This window comes from Alteromonas sp. D210916BOD_24 (assembly GCF_047159385.1).
Classification (GTDB): Bacteria; Pseudomonadota; Gammaproteobacteria; order Enterobacterales; family Alteromonadaceae; genus Alteromonas.
The window spans coordinates 547,750-562,868 of sequence record NZ_AP038333.1 but is presented as its reverse complement, the minus strand read 5'-3'; the positions used below and the strand labels follow the sequence as shown (position 1 = coordinate 562,868).

Here is a 15,119-nt window from a genome sequence, read left to right as displayed (position 1 = left end):
ATGGACATTGAACAATACATCAACACGCATACTCAGTCAGTGAGTGAATACTTGATTTACGGTGCCAAGTTAAGTCGCCGAGCTTTTCTGGGAGGCAGTGGCGCCTTAGTCGCTTCCGTTGCATTTGCTCCAAAATTGGCAATTGCTGCCAATAATGACACTCTACCAACCTCACTGGATGCCGCAAAACCGGCCAGCTGGATTGAAATTCATGCTGACAATACAGCGTTAATTCGCACCGGAAAATGCGATTTTGGCCAAAGCTCCATATTTACTGCATATCGTCAGATTGTGGCTGAAGAGCTCAGTATGCCCGTAGCAAATATTACCAACGTAGTGTGGGGCGATACCGATGAAACACCCGACGGTGGTGGCACATTTGGCTTACTGCGTACCAACGTGCAGAATCTGCGTAAAGTGGCAGCCTATATGCGTGAAGCGGTGTTAACCTTAACGGCAGAAAAATTTGCCGTCGCCAAAGACAGTCTGCGTATTAAAGATGGCATTATCACAGCTGGCGATTTCGAGATTACTTATGGTGAATTATTGGACAAGCAGAACTGGGCGTTAAGTATTCCAGTTAGCGGTGAACTTACCAGCTTTAGGGGAATTGTCGTTACTGGTGAGCCCCCTATGAAACCAATAAGCGAATACACCACTATTGGCAAACCATTGAAAAATCCCATCGTTAGGCCCAAAGTGGCAGGGGATAATATCTGGGTAGGCGACGTAAAATTACCGGGCATGTTACATGCTAGGGTTATTCACCCCAACACTCTTGGTTCAACTTTGCTAAAAGCTGGTTCTCTGGACAAAACCTTATTTTCCAATAGCCAGGTGGTGACTATCAACAATCTGCTGGCGGTTGTATCAACTGATGAATGGGAAGCTGTACAGGCCGCCCGCGCCGTTGAAGCCAACACCCAATGGTCCGACTGGCAAGGGCTACCTACGACGTCTACAGAATTAAAACAATACTTACACGACAAACCCACTTGGGACGATGTGCCAGATATGCAAAGTCGCGCAGCCAAAGGCGATGTTAACCAGCGTTCAGATAAATCTCATTTGGCAAGTTACTTTGTGCCTTATCATAAACATGCGCCTATTGGACCAATGGTTTCGTTAGCCGAAATCAAAGACGGTAACATTGTGGTGCATACTCACAGTCAAAACCCACAATTCCTGCGAATGGCCATTGCCAAAATGCTTAACGAGCCAGAAGATAAGGTTATTATAAAAACCTATATTGGCCCCGGCCACTTTGGCCGCTCTAATGGTGGCAATGCTGGCTCAGAAGATGAAGCTGCATTACTGACAGTTAAGTTGGGTGTACCGGTCAGGGTGCAGTGGATGCGTCATGATGATATGCAGTGGTCAACTAATTCATCTGCTATGCTGTCACAAATCAACATTGGGTTAGACAAACAGGGACGAATCACGACTTATAAAGCAGTACATAGCGGCCCTCCTATGCAGGATGATCGGCCAATTGGTGCAATTCTGGCGGGTAAAGACACCATATTGCCACCCACCCCCGACAACCCATCGTTTTTACACGGATTAGGCATTTTTATTGCTGATCATTGGGTATACGGAACGGTAGAAAATATTGCTGAAACCGGCCGCGGTATGTATCAACTTGGGCAACAAGCTTCACCGATTAATGTTGGCATACGCGATCATTCCATGCGCACGCCAATTCAGTTTCAGCAAAATTTCCCCCGTGAATTGGCCATGAGCGAAGCAGCTGCACTAGCCTCTAAGGATGCCATTGAATTTCGATTGGCACACATTACTGAACCACGCTTCAAAGCCATTCTTGAAAGATTAAAAGTCGAAGCAGACTGGGAAACCCGACCCTCGCCCTCCCCCCTCGCACGAACAAAGGGCAGCGAGCCGACGCATGGGCGTGGCGTTTCGATTATGTTACGTGACAATGGTTACTGGGCCTGTGCCGCACACATAGCGGTAATACCGGATACAGGCAAAGTAAAAGTACAGCGGATCACCTTGGTATCAGATACTGGAATTGTAGTTAACCCGTTGCAGCTAAAACGTCAGGCTGAAGCAGGCTGTATAATGGGAGTATCGCAGGCTCTGCATGAAGAAGTCAGCTTTGACAACAGCAAACTAACCTGTTCAGACTGGCACTCCTACCCCATCCTAAAAATGGCGGAAGTCCCCCAAATTAAGGTTGTTATCGCGCCTGATACCACCGCGACCATTTATGGACAGGGCTCCGAAAGTGCCAATGCTCTGGCGTCTTCGGCTATTGCCGGTGCGTTTTATGACGCGACGGGCAAACCCATTAGACGCCTTCCGTTAAGACCTGACTATGTCAAACAAGCACTTATGACATAAATAGATTGACTTGTTATACGCCGGAGCTTCGCAATATTCACTAGATGTCGGATTCCTGGTAGTCAGAATACACTGACTGCCATACGGCTTCACATCCCTATTACGTGTAAACAAGGGGAGAATAACCTTCTACTCAATACCTGTGCGTAGCTGTCAATTACTCAACCTCAGACGTATCAAACACACTATATCTTTTTAAACTCGATATCCGAAAAGGTCAGCGAATTCACCTTATTTGAAACATTAAAGGTAATCACGCTGCCAGATGCGGGTTCAAGCTCAACACGGATCTTATCTTGTTCATTCATTCCCGTTGAGCTGGAATGCATTTGGCCCCAGGTGACATCAAGACGCTGCGCTTTATTTGCGCTAACTGTAATAGTACCAAGTAGGGGATGCTGATATTCACCTACATAATCGTTAAGCGTTAAACTCAAGTTCCACTTCCGTGCTGAAATTTTTGCACGCTCTTTCTCCAGCATGTTATCCAGACCTGCTAATTTCGCGCTAAGTAGCTGTGCCCGTTGAGTGATTTTTTGCTCAATGTTTTCTTCATTTAATAGCGCACCGTAAATATAGTCAGCAATCAAACTCGTTAAACGCGCACTGAGAAAATCTTCATTGTTTAATACTACCAACCCAATACCTTGCTCAGGCATAAAAGAAAGATGTGCATGAGTGCCGGCAAAGCCACCGAAATGATGCAGCATTCGGTTGTTTTTGTAGTCGCCAGTATACCAACCCCATGCGTAACCATCTCGCTCAAAATCCAGATATGCTGTATCGGTTGAAACTTGCTGAGTTTGTGATTCTTTAATGACTTTTGAAGGAAAAATTTGCCTGTCTTCCAGTGCACCATGATTTAGTTGGATCATTAAAAATCGAGCCAAATCATGGCTGGTTGAAAACATGCCACCGGCAGCGTGTAGGGTTGAATCTTGCTTTTCCAGATAGAGGGAGGTCTGCCTGTCGTGGTTCATCACAGAATATGGCCTTGCAATGTTCCCATGTTTTGGATCAGATGAGTCCGCTTTAATACTTGAACGCCTGGCGGCGGTGTTATTCATACCAGCAGATACAAAAATTTGCTTATGTAGCTTTGTCTGCCAATCTTGCTTAAAAAACTGATCAGAAAATACACTGTAAATATTGTATCCCACATTCGTGTATTTAAATTCACCTATTGCTTCTTCCGATGGTTCAGAAAGTGCATTTACTAAACCTAAGCGCGTATCTGCGAAATGCTCACCACTGTAGGCTGTAGCGAGTACTAAAGGTAAGTTATTGATTGATGCTGTATGGGTAAGCAAATGTTTAGCCGTTATATCTTCACGGCCTTTTACCTGAATAGAGGGGAACATGGTAGATAACGTCGTGTCACGTATCGATTCGTCATTGTTTGCATCGATAAGAAAATTCAGGGCGGTAAAAGGCTTTGTCGCTGAAGCAATATAAAACTGCGTGTTGGGGTTGACGGCTATATTGTTCTCAATATCCTGGTGACCAAAATCACCGTGATAAATAATTTTATCATGGACTACCACCGCAATAGCGGTACCTGAATGCAAGTTTGCACTTTCCTTAATTTCATTGATTAGCGAAGCCAGAAAGACGTCGTTGATAGAACTTTCTTTTGCGCTAATAAAAGCAGACCAAGTAGCCAAAGCTAACACACCAAAAGTAATACGATATTTCATTTTTTGCCTTTATATTTGTCGTTTGCTCTATTACAGCCACTCTTGTATTTGCTTTATAGAACGAATGTAACATCACGCAACAACGGAGCTTGAACTAAACAAGGATCGCAGCCTATTCGGCGTAATACCAAATTGCTTTTTCATTGTTCGTGTAAAATGGCTTTGATCGGCAAATCCAGCCTGTGCGCCAGCCAAACTAATGGAGTCGTGCTCCCTTAGCATTGCCGTCATACTTCGCTGCAAAGCCACACGTTGCTTGTATTGCGAAACAGAGAGGGAAAAATAAGATTGAAAAACCCGGCTCAAATGCACTCTGTGCACACCTACATATCTAGCAATTTCCTCAAGGCTCATTTGTGTTTCATTAAGTGCTTGTTCTGCTAAACATAACCATACAGGCGCTTTTTTTATAATGTGATTACCAGGTAGTGACTGAGACAACAGCCCCAGAACCACCTCGTCTATGTCGACATTTAACGCGCGCTCTGATTGAAACAACATTAAGGTCAGCGTATGCCAAAGACGTTTTGCGACAGTTTGGTCGATAAGCTTCCAGTTGACACGACCAAACTCTGCCACAAATGCCTCGTGGTCAGAGTGAAGATTGATGGATAGAAACAGTGCCCCGTCTGGCCCTATACGATTACTGTGGCTATAGGCAACCGGCTTAAATTCAGCGACCCCCGGCCTATTGTACAATTCACCATTGAGATTGTATTCGTACGCTTTTCCAGACAACAAGGTAGAGAACTGACCTACGCTATGGTCGTGTTTGGGCATATACAGTTGAGGCGCGTAGTAATCTAAATTGACCGTTTTAACAATTTCGCTGCTCTGGGGAATGAGACAAGTAGATTTGTAGTCCTTGTGTTCCCGGCGCTTGAGTTGATTATGCATACGACTGGCCCCATTTGATGAATAGAGCAAGGTTAACAGGTATCAAATCACTGACGCAGGGTTAGTTTGTAATAAAATGTTTGGTGTCGTATCACCCCACAAAAGAATTACCCATAAAAGAATTTTGTCCTTCGCCCTCACTGTTGTGTACTTTGATATTGTGTACGCCCATCATCCATTAAAAAGCAGATGCCAGAAACAAAAAAACTTCGATAAATCGAAGTTTTTTTTAAACGGTAGTTCCGTTGTTTTAACTACCTTCTTGGTCAGACCTTATTTTGACGCCTGATAAATAGCTTCAATGGCCTCGTCGAGTGTGGCTTCAAATTCTTGCTGACTCTGCTTTGCAGAAATACCTTCGGTAAGCGCGCGAGAGAAACTGGCAATCATACCTTGGTTTTCAGCAAGTTTTGCATTGGCTTCGTCACGGCTATATCCACCTGATAACGCAACCACTTTTAACACGCGTGGATGATCAATTAACTCTTTATAGAAGTTAGCCTGTGTAGGTAGTGTTAGCTTAAGCATAACTTCCTGACCTTCGCTTAACAGGTTCAACTGGGTAAGAATTTCCAGTTTAAGTAATGCTTCCGCTTCGGCCTTTTGCGGACTGTGAATATCCACTTCTGGCTCGATTATGGGCACAAGACCAGCGGCTAAAATCTGTTTACCCACTTCAAATTGCTGCGCAACAACATCTTTAATACCCTGGTGATTAGCAAGTTTAACAACACTGCGCATCTTGGTGCCAAATACGTCTTGCGCTACCGCTTTCGCTAATAGCGCGTCAAGACCAGGCATGGGCTTCATTACCTGAACGCCATTGCTTTCCTCTGCCAGACCTTTGTCCACCTTAAGAAAGGGGATCACCCGTTTTTTCTGCCACAAGTAGTGCGCAGAAGACATGCCTTCAATTTCTCTATCAAGGGTGTTTTCAAACAGTATTGCGCCAAGGACACGCTCGCCGCTAAAAGGGGTGCTGGTAATAATACGGGTGCGCATTTCGTGAACAAGATTAAACATTTCTTCATCTGAACTGTATTCAGATTCTTCAATGCCATAAAGACGTAACGCTTTAGGGGTACTACCGCCGCTTTGATCTAACGCTGCAATAAAACCGGTTTGGGTTTTCAGTTTATCTAACATTGCCTGCTGAGCTTGTGATGCCATTGCAACACTCCTTTTAAATAGTACTGCCGGTAAAGGCAGGTGTAGGGTTTATAGTTATGTATTGGCGCACGTCACTGTATCGCCAAAAAATCGAAATCGATTTACTGGCTACACTCAAGAATGCTGTTATGAGCGTAGCCTGTTTTGTAGCTTAATGAGCAATCTAAGCGTTTGTTATTTTTATTCGTCGCTTTAATTACTTATTTTTTTCTTCTAGTACCGCTACCGCAGGAAGCGTTTTTCCTTCTAAAAATTCAAGAAACGCACCACCACCGGTTGAAATATAAGAGACCTTGTCAGCAATACCGTATTTGTCTACTGCAGCTAGTGTATCACCGCCACCGGCGATTGAGAACGCGTCACTGGCTGCTATCGCTTCCGACAGGGCTTTTGTACCAGCACTGAACTGTTCAAATTCAAATACACCTACAGGGCCATTCCACACGATAGTGCCCGCGTTCTTAATAATATCTTCAAGGGCTTTTGATGAGTCTGGGCCAATGTCGAAAATCATGTCATCGTCTGACACGTCACTGACCTGCTTTAACGTCGCAGGGGTATTTTCGTCAAAGGCTTTGCCCACTACCACGTCAGTAGGTACTGGAATATTACCGCCATTCGCTTGCGCTTCATTCATCAGCTGCGTGGCTTGCTCGGTTAAGTCCATTTCTACCAGCGACTTACCCACATTGTGGCCTTGTGCCGCGATAAAGGTATTAGCGATACCGCCACCTACAATAAGTTGATCAACTTTTTCTGCCAGTGTTTTCAACACGGTTAACTTAGTCGACACTTTAGAGCCCCCCACAATAGCCACCATTGGGCGTTTTGGGTTATCCAGCGCTTTGCCAAGTGCATCTAGCTCTGCAGCAAGCAGTGGGCCAGCACAGGCTTTAGGTGCAAACTTCGCCACGCCGTGGGTAGATGCTTGAGCGCGGTGGGCGGTACCAAAGGCATCCATCACGAAAATATCACATAGCGCTGCATATTGCTTCGCAAGGGTTTCGTCGTCGCCTTTCTCACCTTTGTTAAAGCGCACGTTTTCTAGAATAACCAACTCACCGCTATTTACTTCAACGCCATCAAGATAATCTTTAACCAGTTTCACTGGCACATCTAGCGCATCGTTGAGGTAATCAACAACCGGTTGAAGAGAAAATTCGTCAGCTGGCTCACCTTCTGTCGGTCGGCCTAAATGTGACATCACCATTACCGCTGCGCCAGCGTCAAGGGCTGCTTTAATAGTAGGAATAGATGCTTTGATTCTCGCATCAGAAGTGACTTTGCCGTCTTTTACCGGCACGTTTAAATCTTGTCTTATTAGTACGCGCTGACCGCTAAGGGCCAAATCGCTCATGCTTGGAATTGCCATCGTCTTTCCTATGTTAATTTAAATTCAGTAGAGCGCATCCACTACATGGAGTGCGCTCAAATTAACGGTGAAAGCTGCGCGGGCTGGTGCCACCAACCCTTGGCAGCATCAATGCTTTACTTTGCGTCGAACATCACTTTTGCTGTGTCGAGCATACGGTTTGCAAAACCCCATTCGTTGTCACACCACACCAGTGTTTTAACCAGTTGCTTGTGACTGACTCTTGTCTGTGTGCCATCTACAATACACGAGTGTGGGTCGTGATTGAAATCTACTGACACTAAAGGTTCTTCGGTGTAATCCAAAATGCCTTGTAGTCGCCCCGTTGTTGCACTGCGAAGGGCTTGGTTAACCTGCTCAATGGTAACCTTACTTTTAAGGGTAACACTCAAATCCATGGCGGTTACATTGATAGTAGGTACCCTTACAGCAATGGCTTCGAATTTGCCTGCAAACTTAGGCAAAATGCGCTCTATACCGGCAGCTAGGCGCGTATCAACAGGAATAATAGACTGACTGGCTGCGCGTGTTCTGCGCAAATCTTCGTGATAGGCATCGATAACTTGCTGGTCATGCATAGACGCGTGAATGGTTGTGATCGTACCACTTTCCACACCAAATGCTGCATCGAGGGCCTGAATGACAGGAACGATACAATTCGTAGTACAAGAGCCGTTGGAGACTAATTTTTGTTCACTGGTCAACGTGTCTTCGTTGGTACCAAAAATCACCGTGTTGTCTAAATCTGGTGACCCGGGTGATGAGAACAGCACTTTGCCAGCGCCGGCATCCAAATGGGCTTGCCCCGATGCTCTGTCGTCAAATTTGCCTGTACACTCCAGTACAATATCGACGCCTAAGGCTTTCCACGGTAAGTCTTTTATATCACTAATCGCCAGCAGTGTGATGTCATCACCTGCCACATTAAGTGTGTTGTTTTCTAAGGCCACATCAAAACGGAACCGCCCGTGGGCGGTATCGTATTTAAGTAAATGTGCAATGCCTTCGGGTTTAGCAATGTCATTAATGGCCACAACGTTGAATTCGTTGTTGCGCCCACTTTCATAAAGTGCGCGCAGTACGTTACGACCAATACGACCAAACCCATTTATGGCAATGTTTACCATAGGCTTATTTATTTACCTCTTACAGAGACAGTGCAGCCTCTACTACAGCGTCAGTGGTAATGTTGAAGTGCTTAAACAAGTCGCCAGCAGGTGCAGACTCACCAAAGGTGTCCATGCCCACAATGGCGCCGTTAAAGCCAACGTACTTGTACCAGCTGTCTTTTGACAAGGCTTCTACCGCTACGCGCTTAACAATACTTGATGGCAGTACGCTTTCACGGTATTCAGCTGACTGACGGTCAAATACGTCAGTTGACGGCATAGACACTACGCGAACCGCTTTGCCTTGTTCAGTCAGTTTTGCCGCCGCTTCTACCGCAAGCTGAACTTCAGAACCGGTGCCAATAAGGATTAGCTCAGGCGTGCCGTCGCAATCTTTAAGTACGTAACCGCCTTTAGCGATATCTGCCACCTGCGCAGGCGTTCTGTCTTGTTGTGGCAACCCTTGACGCGTGAAGATTAGCGTTGTTGGGCCGTCATTGCGCTCAATGGCAGACTTCCACGACACAGCAGACTCAACCTGATCACACGGACGCCAGTTATCAAGGTTAGGCGTTGCACGTAGCGCAACCACCTGCTCTACCGGCTGGTGCGTTGGGCCGTCTTCACCTAGACCAATTGAATCGTGGGTGTAAACGAAAATTGCAGGCTGTTTCATTAACGCCGCCATACGCACTGCATTACGTGCATATTCCATGAACATAAGGAAGGTTGCACCGTATGCCTTAAAGCCACCGTGAAGGGCAATACCGTTCATCATGGCAGACATACCAAACTCACGTACACCGTAGTAAATGTAGTTACCTGATGCATCGTTCGCTTCAACGCCTTTGCTGCCTTCCCAGATAGTCAGGTTAGAACCTGCTAGGTCGGCAGAGCCGCCTAATAGTTCTGGAAGTAGCGGGCCAAATGCGTTGAGTGCATTTTGCGACGCTTTACGTGAAGCAATGTTTTGCGGGTTAGCTTGCAGCTGGGCAATAATGGCATCTGCTTTGACACTGAAGTCTGCTGGCAGTTCGCCATTAACACGGCGTTTGAATTCTGCAGCAAGTTCTGGATAAGCAGCTTCATATGCAGCGAAGGCTTCATTCCACGCGCTTTCTGCTTTTGAACCTTTGTCTTTAGCATCCCAACCAGCGTAAACATCGTCTGGGATTTCGAACGCGCCATGGCTCCAGCCAAGCTTTTCGCGAGTAGCGACAATTTCATCTTCACCTAGCGGTGCACCGTGGCAGGATTCAGTACCTTCTTTATTAGGCGAACCGAAACCAATGGTGGTTTTACAACAAATAAGTGTTGGCTGCGCAGTATTCGCTTGCGCTTTTTCAATAGCCGCTTTTACTTGCTCTGCATCGTGACCGTCAACGCCATCTATCACTTCCCAGCCGTAGCTCTTAAAGCGAGCTGGGGTATCGTCGGTGAACCAACCTTCTACTTCACCGTCAATGGAAATGCCGTTGTCATCCCAAAACGCGATAAGCTTACCAAGGCCTAGTGTACCGGCTAGTGAACAGGTCTCGTGTGAGATACCTTCCATCAAGCAGCCGTCGCCTAAAAATGCATAAGTGTGGTGATCAACAATGTTGTGACCGTCGCGGTTAAATTGCGCCGCTAGCACTTTTTCAGCAAGTGCCATACCTACTGCATTGCTGATACCTTGCCCCAGTGGCCCTGTGGTGGTTTCAACACCTGGTGCATAACCATATTCTGGGTGACCAGGGGTTTTAGAGTGTAGCTGACGGAAGTTCTTCAACTCTTCAATAGGCAGTTCGTAGCCTGAAAGGTGAAGTAAAGAGTACAACAGCATCGAGCCGTGACCATTTGATAGTACAAAGCGATCGCGGTTAGCCCAAGACGGGTTTGCAGGGTTATGTGATAAGAAATCACCCCATAGTACCTGCGCGATATCAGCCATCCCCATAGGGGCGCCTGGGTGACCAGATTTAGCTTGTTGAACGGCATCCATGCTTAATGCACGGATAGCATTGGCGAGTTCACGACGAGAGGGCATGTTGTCTCCTGATTTATTTCGTGTCTTTACGAACCTCAATGAATAGGCTGTGCTGCACTGGAATGCCCCCACTCGGCGTATACAATTCTCGCCATCTGGGTTGCCATTCATACTCGGTGAAATTCACCGAATGTGCTGCTTTAGCGCTATTTCTGGCTACGTTTTAATGTGTGGGGTATTCTTACCTATGCCACCTTTCAGTTCAATGGCTTTTCATTGCCAATAGCGAAAGTAATAGCTAAATACCTTGCAAAATTGTCTTCACTTTCTATTTCAATCCCAAAGTCAGCGTGTCCACATCACAAACGCGTATACGTTCAATCCCTTGATTCACGCCGCTTGTGATCCAATGGTGTCAACAATTCGTAACGAAGAGACTTTTAGACGTCTAGAAGTAAAGACTGGTATTTATAACTTGTTTTAGTACAATATACGACTATTTTGATAAATTAACGCTTACGGAGCATTTATGGCCACGCATTTATTCACATCCGAGTCTGTCTCTGAAGGACATCCGGACAAGATTGCTGATCAGATCTCAGATGCGGTTCTTGACGCTATTTTGGAACAAGATCCGCGCGCTCGGGTGGCCTGCGAAACGTATGTAAAAACCGGTATGGTTTTAGTTGGGGGTGAAGTGACCACCTCTGCATGGGTTGATATTGAAGAACTCACCCGTAAAACAGTCAAAGAAATTGGCTACACACACTCAGACATGGGCTTTGACGCTGACTCATGTGCAGTATTAAACGCTATTGGTAAGCAGTCTCCCGACATCAATCAGGGTGTGGATCGCGAAAGTTTAGAAGAGCAAGGCGCTGGTGACCAAGGGCTAATGTTTGGTTACGCCAGTGACGAAACTGACGTACTAATGCCTGCACCTATTACCTATTCTCACCGCCTTGTGCAAAAGCAAGCGGAAGTGCGTAAATCAGGTAAGCTAGATTGGTTACGCCCAGATGCAAAAAGCCAAATTACTTTTAAGTACGAAAATGATAAGCCGGTTGGCATTGATGCCGTAGTACTTTCAACTCAGCATTGCGACACTGTCAGTACAGCAACAGTGCGTGAAGCCGTGATGGAAGAGATTATCAAACCAGTACTGCCAAGTGAGTGGATTGATGCTAATACCCGTTTCCATATCAACCCTACTGGCCGTTTCGTCATTGGTGGACCAATGGGAGACTGCGGTTTAACGGGTCGTAAAATCATCGTCGATACTTACGGTGGTATGGCACGTCACGGTGGTGGCGCGTTCTCGGGTAAAGATCCATCAAAAGTAGACCGAAGTGCAGCATATGCAGGCCGTTATGTTGCCAAAAACATTGTTGCTGCAGGCCTTGCCAAGCGCTGTGAAATTCAAGTCTCTTACGCCATTGGCGTGGCAGAGCCAACGTCTATCAGTATTGATACCTTTGGCACAGGCGTAGTCGATGAGAAAACACTCGTTGCACTAGTTCGTGAACACTTTGATTTGCGCCCTTATGGTCTTATCAAAATGCTTGATTTAGAACGCCCTATCTACCGCCCAACCGCAGCTTATGGACACTTTGGTCGCGAAGAATTCCCTTGGGAAGCGATAGATAAAGCCGATGCGCTAAAAGCGTCAGTCTAAAAACCGAGATATTACTTATCCATAAAATATAACTGCCGCGTTTAACGCGGCAGTTTTTATTTTATCTGTCTAAAATCTGTTGCGCTTTTTTTGAAAAAAAACTTTCCTTTATTTTATTGATCCCATATTAACGGCTATGCTTATTAAACAAGGTCGTAAAGGCACTGTGAATAATACAGCCCTGACGTTTACACCAGATATTAAAACAGCTTTATATTCATGTACTTCGCTTGTGTTTGAGTACGGTAAGCGGTCATTTCTCAACACAAACTATCAACCCTCCACTCAGGTTGTATTCGATGAAAGCGAAAAAATGCTATTTCTGGCCGTTGCTGTTTATTTTGGTCTGCACCACCAGTGCTGTTACAGCAGGGACTGGTGACTTGCAGTATGGCCCGATTTATTTTAAAAGCAGCAAGCTCGCGCAATGGCAACTAAAAAGCCAGTACCGAATTCATTCAGTGAGCGAAGCCCATCAGTATGACAGTAGTTTTACTTATGCTACTGGCTCCTTGAGTTCCATCAGTGCAAAAAGAGAGTTTGCTACGCGCTTACCTCAGTCTATCTATGCCACCTATAAAACCAATAACACCGCCTTTCAGCACTATGCGGAATGGTTATATTTACCTAATGATATTGGCACATTTACCCGCTTAGGGTGGCTACTAGGGCATAACGACGGTTTAAATATGGCCATTGAATTGGAACATAGGCAGATAGGCGAAGAAGAGAATATGGCGCTGTCATTGGGTGTTCACTACTTATTCTAAGTAGCACAACTCCTTACTCAAAAAGTTACAATATTTACTTTACCAATCCTGCTGGAGCCCGTTTTAGCATTGTCTTGTTTTGAGATAGGTTTGCTGAATTAACAACGCATCGGCACTTGCTCGATGACGTTTAACATCCAGTGAAGTAGCAAGTTCTGACTTCACTTCATGCCAGATTTCCATTTGAGTTTGACTGAGAATGTACTCTAATGCGCGACAGGTGAATGTCATTTCCACTCGCGCAGCGGCAAAAAGTTTTATCAGCCACGGGTTATCTACCACCCAACCATCACTGTACACTATGGTATTCCCCAGAAACTGATTCAATTCATAACATACCTTTACAGGTTCTTTGCCCTTAGAGTGAAGCATTTCTTGGGTGATACCATGCAGTGCTTCCGCACCCTCGTCCCAGTGTACCCATGAGGGAAACGGTCGAATTAACTTGCACCACTTTGCACCATCATAGCGCACAATACCAATTTCTATGGGATAACTTGCCGCTCCAAAACCACTCGCTTCCACATCTAAAATAGAGGGTAGGGTATTTTTCTGCACGCATTCTCCAGTTGATTTATTCCGGCTAACCACAACGCTTTAGCGCTGCATTGTTGACACTATCGTTTGCTATCTACAATTGATGGTGTGTGAGACTTCACACGTCAGTTAAGCACTATCGCCAACACATAGTCATTTAACAAATAGGAAGGAATAGCAGAATCGTGCCAGTTTTTGTTACGACGCCTTATACTATATCCACACACTGAACCCAGCACATTTATCAATCAGCGCTTTATACTAAAGAATAAGACCCAAGAACAAACACTTAAAACGGTATTGCTATACACTTTTAAAGGTTAACTCGTGGATTACTGACTATGTATTCAAAATTTTTTCATTTTCTTTGCCTGTTGTTCGTCTGTTTCCTAGTAACACCGACTAAATCTTTCTGTAATCCAGTCCCCTTGGTAATAGGCATAGATGCAGACTTGTCTGCGGTTGCTGTAGAAGGGGGAGTCGCTATCACCCGCGGTGTAGAACTTGCGGTAGACGAAATCAACGCCCAAGGTGGAATTCTAGGTCGCCCTGTGAAAGTTGAAACCCGAGATCACCGTGGCAACCCTAGCCGCGGTATTCACAATATTGAACAATTCAGCGCAAACCCTGACTTATTAGCTGTCGTTGGTGGTGTTCACACGCCGGTAGTTCTCGCTGAAATTGATGCGATCCACAAAAATAATATACTGATGCTGGTTCCGTGGGCAGCGGGTACGCCTATCATTGACAATGGTTATACTCCCAACAACGTATTTCGCGTTTCAGTAAGAGATTCCGAAGCCGCAATTGTTTTAATAGAACACGCCAAAAAATCAGGCTTCAACAAGGTAGCTCTAGTTCTCGAGCGCACGGGCTGGGGCCGTTCCAACTTAGTATCATTGGAAGAAGCCGCAGCCTCTAACAATGTTCACATCGAAGCAGTGCACTGGATCAACTGGCAGCAAAAAGACTTCTCGGGTGCAGTAACATCAATTAAAGAAAGCAACGTAGACGCTATTATTCTTGTATCCAATGTACCGGAAGGCGTTGTGGTATTTGATGAAATGGCGCAGCAAGGCATTGCAGGGTTACCCGTAATATCCCATTGGGGTATTGCTTCTGGTCAATTGCCCAGCAAATTGGCAACACCTATTAGCCAGTATAATATTGCTGTGTTGCAAACATTTCATTTCCATCATCAAAAAAATGATAAAGCCAAAGGTTTGTTAGAGGCCTATCACAAAAAGTACGGTTTGGTAGAAGCTTCCGCCATTGGCGGAGTAACCGGCCTTGCCCATGCTTATGATTTAACGCATTTAATTGCCACGGCTGCCAGGAAAGCTGCTAGTATAGAAGTTGACAAATTGCGAGAGGCACTGGAGTCTCTCACTAATATAAAAGGTGCCGTGAAGAGCTATCGATTTCCCTTCACGCACGAAAGGCATGATGCGCTTTGGGCTAAGGATTACTTTATGACAAAATTCAATGAACAAGGTCACCTGGAAACCACGGACATCGAGTAATGCAGCAACAGCAACCGAGGTTACGGTCTCTCCTGC

General features: G+C 45.6%; 11 protein-coding genes. 4 read left to right on the top strand and 7 right to left on the bottom strand.

All coding sequences use genetic code 11. The annotated features are described in order from the left end of the window. Complete coding sequence (locus tag ACMCM8_RS02495) at positions 1-2,364, top strand: xanthine dehydrogenase family protein molybdopterin-binding subunit (RefSeq protein ID WP_412725125.1); 2,364 nt, start codon at positions 1-3, stop codon at positions 2,362-2,364. A 185-nt stretch (positions 2,365-2,549) separates the two neighbouring features. Here the strand turns inward: ACMCM8_RS02495 and ACMCM8_RS02490 are convergent, their stop codons facing one another. From ACMCM8_RS02490 to tkt, 6 genes are all read right to left on the bottom strand, one after another. After that, a complete protein-coding gene (locus ACMCM8_RS02490) occupies positions 2,550-4,061 on the bottom strand; it encodes a serine hydrolase domain-containing protein (protein WP_412725123.1) in 1,512 nt (503 codons plus the stop codon). Between the two features lie 72 nt (positions 4,062-4,133). Beyond that, positions 4,134-4,958 carry a helix-turn-helix domain-containing protein gene (locus ACMCM8_RS02485; protein WP_412725121.1) on the bottom strand — a complete coding sequence of 275 codons (825 nt, stop codon included), beginning with the start codon at positions 4,956-4,958 and terminating at the stop codon, positions 4,134-4,136. Between the two features lie 273 nt (positions 4,959-5,231). Further along, entirely contained in the window at positions 5,232-6,128 is an 897-nt protein-coding gene (locus ACMCM8_RS02480; RefSeq protein WP_412725119.1) for a fructose bisphosphate aldolase, read from the bottom strand. 196 nt (positions 6,129-6,324) lie between these two features. Then, the gene (locus ACMCM8_RS02475; protein ID WP_412725117.1) at positions 6,325-7,500 is read right to left on the bottom strand and encodes a phosphoglycerate kinase; all 1,176 of its coding nucleotides are present in this window, start codon (positions 7,498-7,500) and stop codon (positions 6,325-6,327) included. A gap of 116 nt (positions 7,501-7,616) precedes the next feature. Further along, positions 7,617-8,627 (bottom strand): erythrose-4-phosphate dehydrogenase, encoded by a 1,011-nt coding sequence (epd, locus tag ACMCM8_RS02470; protein WP_412725115.1) that lies wholly within the window; start codon positions 8,625-8,627, stop codon positions 7,617-7,619. A gap of 19 nt (positions 8,628-8,646) precedes the next feature. Continuing rightward, the gene (gene tkt / locus ACMCM8_RS02465; protein WP_412725113.1) at positions 8,647-10,638 is read right to left on the bottom strand and encodes a transketolase; all 1,992 of its coding nucleotides are present in this window, start codon (positions 10,636-10,638) and stop codon (positions 8,647-8,649) included. A 469-nt stretch (positions 10,639-11,107) separates the two neighbouring features. Here tkt and metK point away from each other — a divergent pair, with 469 nt between their 5' ends. Beyond that, positions 11,108-12,253 carry a methionine adenosyltransferase gene (gene metK / locus ACMCM8_RS02460; protein WP_412725111.1) on the top strand — a complete coding sequence of 382 codons (1,146 nt, stop codon included), beginning with the start codon at positions 11,108-11,110 and terminating at the stop codon, positions 12,251-12,253. A 299-nt stretch (positions 12,254-12,552) separates the two neighbouring features. Further along, positions 12,553-13,023 (top strand): hypothetical protein, encoded by a 471-nt coding sequence (locus tag ACMCM8_RS02455; protein ID WP_412725109.1) that lies wholly within the window; start codon positions 12,553-12,555, stop codon positions 13,021-13,023. 63 nt (positions 13,024-13,086) lie between these two features. Here the strand turns inward: ACMCM8_RS02455 and ACMCM8_RS02450 are convergent, their stop codons facing one another. Beyond that, positions 13,087-13,581, bottom strand: coding sequence for a 3'-5' exonuclease (locus ACMCM8_RS02450; RefSeq protein ID WP_412725107.1), 495 nt, complete (start codon positions 13,579-13,581; stop codon positions 13,087-13,089). Between the two features lie 320 nt (positions 13,582-13,901). Here ACMCM8_RS02450 and ACMCM8_RS02445 point away from each other — a divergent pair, with 320 nt between their 5' ends. After that, positions 13,902-15,083 carry an ABC transporter substrate-binding protein gene (locus tag ACMCM8_RS02445; RefSeq protein WP_412725105.1) on the top strand — a complete coding sequence of 394 codons (1,182 nt, stop codon included), beginning with the start codon at positions 13,902-13,904 and terminating at the stop codon, positions 15,081-15,083. Positions 15,084-15,119: the final 36 nt, after the last annotated feature.